Origin of the sequence: uncultured Pseudoflavonifractor sp. (assembly GCF_944387805.1) — a bacterium.
GTDB lineage: Bacteria > Bacillota > Clostridia > Oscillospirales > Oscillospiraceae > Pseudoflavonifractor.
The window spans coordinates 1-7,360 of sequence record NZ_CALXGI010000090.1; the positions used below are offsets into that span (position 1 = coordinate 1).

At 62.6% G+C, this 7,360-nt stretch carries 7 protein-coding genes and 1 pseudogene; 2 read left to right on the forward strand and 6 right to left on the reverse strand.

The features are described 5' to 3' along the window. Positions 1 to 288, forward strand: a pseudogene (locus Q0K06_RS13365) (ferrous iron transporter B); the annotation flags it as partial. A gap of 69 nt (positions 289 to 357) precedes the next feature. After that, positions 358 to 540 (forward strand): hypothetical protein, encoded by a 183-nt coding sequence (locus Q0K06_RS13370; protein WP_294553503.1) that lies wholly within the window; start codon positions 358 to 360, stop codon positions 538 to 540. Between the two features lie 57 nt (positions 541 to 597). Here Q0K06_RS13370 and Q0K06_RS13375 read toward each other — a convergent pair whose 3' ends face one another. The 6 genes from Q0K06_RS13375 to uvrB all read right to left on the reverse strand — a co-directional run. Further along, positions 598 to 945 (reverse strand): hypothetical protein, encoded by a 348-nt coding sequence (locus Q0K06_RS13375; protein WP_294553506.1) that lies wholly within the window; start codon positions 943 to 945, stop codon positions 598 to 600. A 14-nt stretch (positions 946 to 959) separates the two neighbouring features. Further along, a complete protein-coding gene (locus tag Q0K06_RS13380; RefSeq protein ID WP_294553507.1) occupies positions 960 to 1,541 on the reverse strand; it encodes a histidine phosphatase family protein in 582 nt (193 codons plus the stop codon). 21 nt (positions 1,542 to 1,562) lie between these two features. Further along, a complete protein-coding gene (gene uvrA / locus Q0K06_RS13385; RefSeq protein WP_294553509.1) occupies positions 1,563 to 4,385 on the reverse strand; it encodes an excinuclease ABC subunit UvrA in 2,823 nt (940 codons plus the stop codon). A gap of 63 nt (positions 4,386 to 4,448) precedes the next feature. Beyond that, positions 4,449 to 4,658 (reverse strand): hypothetical protein, encoded by a 210-nt coding sequence (locus Q0K06_RS13390; protein WP_294553511.1) that lies wholly within the window; start codon positions 4,656 to 4,658, stop codon positions 4,449 to 4,451. Beyond that, positions 4,655 to 5,587 carry a M28 family peptidase gene (locus tag Q0K06_RS13395; RefSeq protein ID WP_294553513.1) on the reverse strand — a complete coding sequence of 311 codons (933 nt, stop codon included), beginning with the start codon at positions 5,585 to 5,587 and terminating at the stop codon, positions 4,655 to 4,657. The genes Q0K06_RS13390 and Q0K06_RS13395 overlap by 4 nt, the downstream gene beginning before the upstream one ends. A gap of 39 nt (positions 5,588 to 5,626) precedes the next feature. Continuing rightward, on the reverse strand, positions 5,627 to 7,360 hold a 1,734-nt coding region (uvrB, locus tag Q0K06_RS13400), incomplete at its 5' end, for an excinuclease ABC subunit UvrB (protein ID WP_294553515.1).

Genomic DNA, 7,360 nt, shown 5'->3' on the forward strand with positions numbered 1-7,360 from the left:
ATTTTCAACCTGCTGTGCGCCCCCTGCTTCGCCGCCATGGGCGCCATCAAGCGGGAGATGAACAACTGGAAGTGGACTTTGGGCGCCATCGGCTACATGTGCGGCTTCGCTTACATTGTGGCCCTCATGGTCTATCAGCTGGGCGGCCTGATTCTGGGCGAAGTCTCCTTCGGCGTGGGCACTGTGGTGGCCCTGGTCCTTCTGGCCGGGCTTATCTACCTGCTCGCCCGCAGAAATAAGTACGAGGAACGCCTGGACGTCAGCGCTGTCAGCGCGGCGGCCAAGTAACCCACACATGTCTGCGGCAGGCGGCATACACCGTCCGCCGCCGGCATCCCCAGGAAGGAGCTGTTCACTATGGCAAATATTATCATCGGCCTTATCATCGCGGCGGTCTGCGTGGCCATTATCGCCAGAGGCATCCATAACCGCCGCCTGGGCAGGCACAGCTGCTCCGGCTCGTGCGGAAGCTGCGGGTGCGGCTGCGGCGGCTGCGCCGCTTCTGGCACGTGCCGTCAGGAACGCCCAGCTTCCAAATAATCCGCATGAAAAACCCGGCGCTCCAAAATGGAGCGCCGGGTTTTTCTGTGCTGCGTGTTACTCGCTCGGACTGGCTCCGCAGATGCCCAGTACAAAAGCCCTCAGAGCGTTCATCCGCTCTGCCTCGTCCTCCAGCCAGGGGCTGTCCCCCATGTGGTCGGCCAGCAGTACGGGCACCTGGTAATTGTATATCTCCTGGGCCACCTCCATCTCCACGCCGTCCACCGTGTGGTCAGGGCCGCCGTTAACAATGATGCCCTTCAGACCGGGAAGCCGGTCCAGCTCTCCGGCAGTGATGCTGTGGGGACAGAGGGCGCTGTCCACGCCCAGGGATTGAATTTCCGCCAGCAGCCGCTCATTCTCCCGGCTGCCCAGGTTCAGCACCGCAATCATATCCCGCGCCATGGGAATGCCCTCCTTTATCTGTTTCGCTCCGTCCGGTCCCAATCCACTGCCACCCACTGAGCATTGGGCACATTGAACCGGTAGAGGGCCTTGTTGTCAAAGTGGACTCCGGCCCGCCAGCCCAGCACCGCACGGATAACCGCGCTGTGGCATACCGCCAGGGCGGTCTCCCCCGGACCGGCGGCAATGGCGTCCAGCACGGGGAGAATCCGTTTGAGGGCATCCCCCAGGGACTCCCCGCCGGGCGGCGCCACTTTCATCCGGTCCTCCTGATAGGCCTCATATTCCTCCGGCCACTTCTGTGCAATCTCCGGCCAGGTGTGGCCCTCCCACACGCCGAAGCTCACCTCCCGCAGGTCGTCCACCGGAATGGGCGTAAGCCCCAGGTGGCGGCAGGCAATCTCCGCCGTCTCAAAGGCCCGGCGCTTGGGGCTGGCGTAGCAGATGTCAATCCGCTCCCCGCTCTCGGCCAGACGGCGGCCCAGCTCCTCCGCCTGGCTTCTTCCCTTCTCATTCAGTTCCGTATCGCTGGCGCCCTGGACGCGCCCGGCCGCATTCCAGCCGGTCTCGCCGTGGCGGGCCAATATAATTCTCATGGGCAATTCTCCATTCTCTCTTTACAGCATCCGCTTCAAATACCGCCCCGTGTAGGACGCTTCGCAGGCCGCCACTTCCTCCGGCGTACCGGTGACGACGATATTTCCGCCTCCATCTCCCCCCTCGGGACCCAGGTCGATGATATGGTCGGCGGTCTTGATGACGTCCAGGTTGTGCTCAATGACCACCACCGTGTTGCCCACGTCCACCAGCTTCTGGAGCACCTCAATGAGCTTGTGGACGTCGGCGGTGTGGAGGCCGGTGGTGGGCTCGTCCAGGATATAGATGGTCTGGCCGGTGCTCCGCTTGGACAGCTCGGTGGCCAGCTTCACCCGCTGGGCCTCGCCGCCGGACAGGGTGGTGGAGGGCTGGCCCAGCTTGATATAGCTCAGGCCCACCTCGTACAGGGTCTGGAGCTTGTTGTAGATGCGGGGCAGGTTCTCGAAGAAGGGCAGGGCCTCTTCCACGGTCATGTCCAGCACCTCATAGATGTTCTTGCCCTTGTAGCGCACCTCCAGGGTCTCCCGGTTGTACCGCTTGCCCTTGCACACCTCGCAGGGCACGTAGATATCGGGCAGGAAGTGCATCTCAATCTTGATGAGGCCGTCGCCCTGGCAGGCCTCGCAGCGGCCGCCCCGCACGTTGAAGGAGAACCGGCCCGGGCCATAGCCCCTGGCCTTGGCGTCCTGGGTGGAGGCGAACAGGTCCCGGATGTCGTTGAACAGCCCGGTGTAGGTGGCCGGGTTGGACCGGGGAGAGCGGCCGATGGGGGACTGGTCGATGTCGATGACCTTGTCCAGATACTGCTCCCCCTCAATGCCCTTGCTCTTGCCCGGCCGGAGCTTGGCCCGGTTCAGGTCGGCGGCCAGCTTCTTGTAGAGAATCTCGTTGACCAGGCTGGACTTGCCCGAGCCGGACACACCGGTGACGCAGGTAAAGGTGCCCAGAGGGATGGACACGTCGATGTCCCGCAGGTTGTTCTCCGCCGCGCCCCGGATGGTGAGCACCTTGCCGTTGCCCTTCCGCCGCTCAGTGGGCACGGGGATCTTCTTCCGGCCGGACAGGTAGTCGCCAGTGATGGAGCCGGGGGTATTCATGACCTCCTCGGCGGTGCCCGCGGCCACCACATTGCCGCCGTGGACGCCTGCGCCCGGACCGATATCCACAATATAGTCGGCGGCTCTCATGGTGTCCTCGTCGTGCTCCACCACCAGCAGGGTGTTGCCCAGGTCCCGCAGGTGCTTCATGGTGTCCAGCAGCATGTCGTTGTCCCGCTGGTGGAGGCCGATGGAGGGCTCGTCCAGAATGTAGAGCACTCCCATGAGAGAGGAGCCGATCTGGGTGGCCAGCCGGATGCGCTGGCTCTCGCCGCCGGACAGGGTGGCGGCAGACCGGCTCAGGGTCAGATACTGAAGTCCCACGCTCTGGAGAAAGCCCAGGCGGCTCTTAATCTCTTTGAGAATCCGTTCGGCAATGAGCATCTGCTGGTCGGTGAGGGTCAGGTGGTCAATGAAGTCCAGGGCGTCGGTCACCGACTTGCGGCAGAAGTCGTCGATGTTGATGCCGCCCACCGTCACCGCCAGGGACTCCTTGCGCAGCCGCCGCCCGCCGCAGTCGGGGCAGGGCCGCTCGCTCATGCACTCCTCCAGCTCCCGGCGCACTGCGTCGGACTGGGTCTCCCGGTAACGGCGCTCCAGATTGTTGCAGATGCCCTCAAAGGGCTGGTACAGCGTGCCCTGGCCGTTGCCCCGCTCATAGGTCAGCTTCAGCTTCTCCCCCTTGGTGCCGTAGAGAATGATGTCCAGCACTTCGGCAGGCAGGTCCTTCACCGGAGTGGTCAGCTTGAACTTGTACTGCTTGGCCAGGGCGTCGAAGTACATCCGGGAGATAGAGTCCCCCTTGATATTGTTCCAGCCGGAGGCGGTGATGGCCCCCTCCAGAATGGACAGGTCCTTGTTGGGGATGACGATGTCCGGGTCCACCTTCAGCTGAGAGCCCAGGCCGGTGCAGGTGGGGCAGGCGCCGAAGGGATTGTTGAAGGAAAACATGCGGGGGGTCAGCTCTTCAATAGAGATGCCGCAGTCCTCGCAGGCGTAGTTCTGGGAGAAGAGGATGTCCCGATCCTCTCCCACAATATTGATAATCACAATGCCCCCCGCCAGGTTGGAGGCCACTTCCACCGAGTCGGTGAGCCGCTGGGTGATGTCCGGCTTGATGACCAGCCGGTCCACCACCACCTCGATGCTGTGCTTCTTGTTCTTGTCCAGCTTGATCTCCTCGGTCAGGTCGTAGATGGACCCGTCCGCCCGGACGCGGACATAGCCCGACTTGCGGGCGTCCTCAAAGACCTTCTGGTGCTCGCCCTTCTTGCCCCGGATAACGGGGGCCAGCACCTGGATGCGGGTGGCCTCGGGCAGGGTGAGAACCTGGTCGATAATCTGGTCGATGGTCTGCTGTTTGATCTCCTTGCCGCACTTGGGGCAGTGAGGGGTGCCCACCCGGGCCCAGAGCAGACGGAGGTAGTCGTAAATCTCGGTCACCGTGCCCACGGTGGAGCGGGGGTTCTTGGAGGTGGTCTTCTGGTCGATGGAGATGGCGGGGCTCAGGCCGTCGATGTAGTCCACGTCCGGCTTCTCCATCTGGCCCAGGAACATCCGGGCGTAGGAGCTGAGGGACTCCACATAGCGGCGCTGTCCCTCGGCGTAGATGGTGTCAAAGGCCAGGGAGGATTTGCCCGAGCCGGACAGGCCGGTGAGCACCACCAGCTTGTCCCGGGGAATCTCCACGTCAATGTTCTTCAGGTTGTTCTCCCGGGCGCCTTTGACGTAAATATGGTCCAGCATAGTCGTTGGTTCTCCTTTAAATCGCTCTGTTCTCTTGATATATTATTCCAGCTTTGGGCCGTGCTACCCCAACAGCGCCCGGAACACAATCACAAGGCCGGCCAGCAGGATGGCAGCGCCAGCCGCGCCGCAGAGGATACGCATCCCTTTGGGCGGCTTCTTGCTCGTGGCCACGGCCAGCAGGGCCAGGGCGGCCAAGCCTATCAGCGTGGGCCACCAGATCGCCAGCAGAATGCCCAGGGTCTCCCTCAGATTTTCACCGAGGAAATTCACGGCGAATCCTCCTCCAGCATTCGGCGGATGCCGTCGGTCAGGAGAGAGATGTTCTCCTCCTGAAAGACTGTGTCACGGCCGGTGTGGATGCGGTCCATATACCAGCCCAGCCGCTTCCCCCTCTTCAGGGCGCACACCCCAGCTGCACGGCGGAAGGAGGCGTTGTCCGAGGGGTAAAAGCCGAAGCCCCGCACCACCTCCACCGTCTTTCCGCTCTGGGGAAGAAAGGCCCGCTCAATCCGCTCCAGGGCGGCCTCATCCTTCTTCAGGGACTTGGTGGGGAAAAACTGGACAGAGCTGCCGTCGGACACACAGTCGAAGTTGAGCACCAGCTTCTCCTCCTTCACCTGTCTTCGTTTGCTGGCAAAAGCGGCGGAACCCAGCATGCCCCGCTCCTCGTTGTCGAAGAACACGAAGCAGGCTTTCTCCCGCAGCTCCTGCGGCAGGGTGAGGGCGGCCTCCAGCAGGGTAATCACGCCGGAGGTGTTGTCGTTGGCGGTGTGCCGGTTGGCCTTTCCGAAGAACATCCACCACATCAGGAAAATGCACATGGCGATGGCTGGCCAGGGTGCGGCCTGGCGCGGCAGGTCCAGCAGCAGCATGACGGCAAACTCCACTACAAGGACCGCCGCGAACATAAGGACCACAAACACCAGCTGATAGGCCAGATACCACCCCAGGTTCCGGGGGGTGATGAAGTTTGGTATGGGCAGCACGGCCTGGGTGTCGTAGTGGGCGGTGAAGAGTACCTCCGCCTTCTCCGGGTCCCCGGCGATGACGTTGATACCAGAAAAACGTCCCCGTTCCTCGGTGACGGTCCAGCCCGCCCCCTCCAGCTCCCGGCGCAGCCAGGCCCGGAAGGCCCGCTTCTGCCGGCCGGATTTGCGGACTTGAAAGCCGGATAATATCTTTTGGGATTGCTTGGTCATAAGTCGTCCTCGCTTTCTCTCGCGACTGCTCCGGCGGGGTTAGCCCTCGCCCCGCAGCTTGATGATCTTGTCTCTCAGAATGGCGGCGTACTCGAATTCCAGCATCTTGGAGGCCTCCTTCATCTCCTTCTCCAGCTTGGCGATGGCCTCCAGGCGCTGCTGCTTGGTCATCTGCTTCTGGCTGAAGTCGAACTTCTTGGTCTCCTCCACCTCGCCGGACAGCTCGATGAGGTTGCGCACCGACTTGACCACCGTCTTGGGCACAATGCCGTGGGCCTTGTTGAAGGCGTCCTGCTTCTCCCGGCGGCGCTCGGTCTCGTCGATGGCGGCCCGCATGGAGGGGGTAATTTTGTCGGCGTACATAATGACCAGGCCGTCGGCGTTTCGGGCCGCCCGGCCGATGGTCTGGATGAGGGAGGTCTCGCTGCGGAGGAAGCCCTCCTTGTCCGCGTCCAGGATGGCCACCAGGCTCACCTCGGGCAGGTCCAGGCCCTCACGCAGCAGGTTGATGCCCACCAGCACATCGAACACGCCCAGACGCAGGTCCCGGATGATCTCCTGCCGCTCGATGGTGTCGATGTCGTGATGCATATAGCGGACCTTGATGCCCGCATTTTTCAGGTAGGCGGTGAGGTCCTCGGCCATCCGCTTGGTGAGGGTGGTGACCAGCACACGCTCCTTCCGCTCGGTGCGGGCGTTGATCTCTCCGATGAGGTCGTCGATCTGGCCCTCCACCGGGCGGACCTCGATGCGGGGGTCCAGCAGGCCGGTGGGCCGGATAACCTGCTCCACAATCTGTCCGGACCGGGTGCGCTCGTACTCGCCGGGCGTGGCTGAGACGTAGATGACCTGGTTAATCCGCTGCTCAAACTCTTCAAACTTTAACGGCCGGTTATCGTAGGCGCAGGGCAGGCGGAAGCCATAGTCCACCAGGGTAGTCTTGCGGGCGTGGTCGCCGTTGTACATAGCCCGTACCTGGGGGAGCGTGACGTGGCTCTCGTCGATGAACATGAGAAAGTCCTTGGGAAAGTAGTCCAGCAGGGTGTGGGGCGGCGTACCGGCAGGACGGCCCTCAATGACCCGGGAGTAGTTCTCGATGCCGGAGCAGTAGCCCAGCTCCTGCATCATCTCGATGTCGTACATAACCCGCTGCTTGAGCCGCTGGGCCTCCACCAGCTTGTTCTCCCGCTCGAAGAAGGCCACCCGCTCCTCCAGCTCCTTATAAATCTCACCGATGGCGGCGTCCATCTTCTCCTTGGGCGTGACGTAGTGGGTGGCGGGCCAGATGGGCACGTGGTTGAGGATGCGGATGGGGGTGCCGGTGACGGCGTTAACCTCACTGATGCGGTCAATCTCGTCTCCGAAGAACTCCACCCGGATGGCGGAGTCCTTCCAGTATGCGGGATAGATTTCCACCGTGTCCCCCCGGACCCGGAACATATTCCGCTCAAAGGCGATGTCGTTGCGCTCATAGCGGATCTCCACCAGCCGCTTGAGAAGCACATCCCGCTTCATCTCCATGCCCACCCGGAGGGAGATCATCATCTTGGCAAAGTCCTCCGGCTCGCCCAGGCCGTAGATGCAGGACACAGAGGACACCACAATTACGTCCCGCCGCTCCAGCAGGGCGCAGGTGGCGGACAGCCGCAGGCGGTCAATCTCGTCGTTGGTGGCGGCGTCCTTCTCGATGAAGGTGTCGGTGTGGGGGATATAGGCCTCGGGCTGGTAGTAGTCATAGTAGGAGACGAAATACTCCACCGCGTTGTTGGGGAA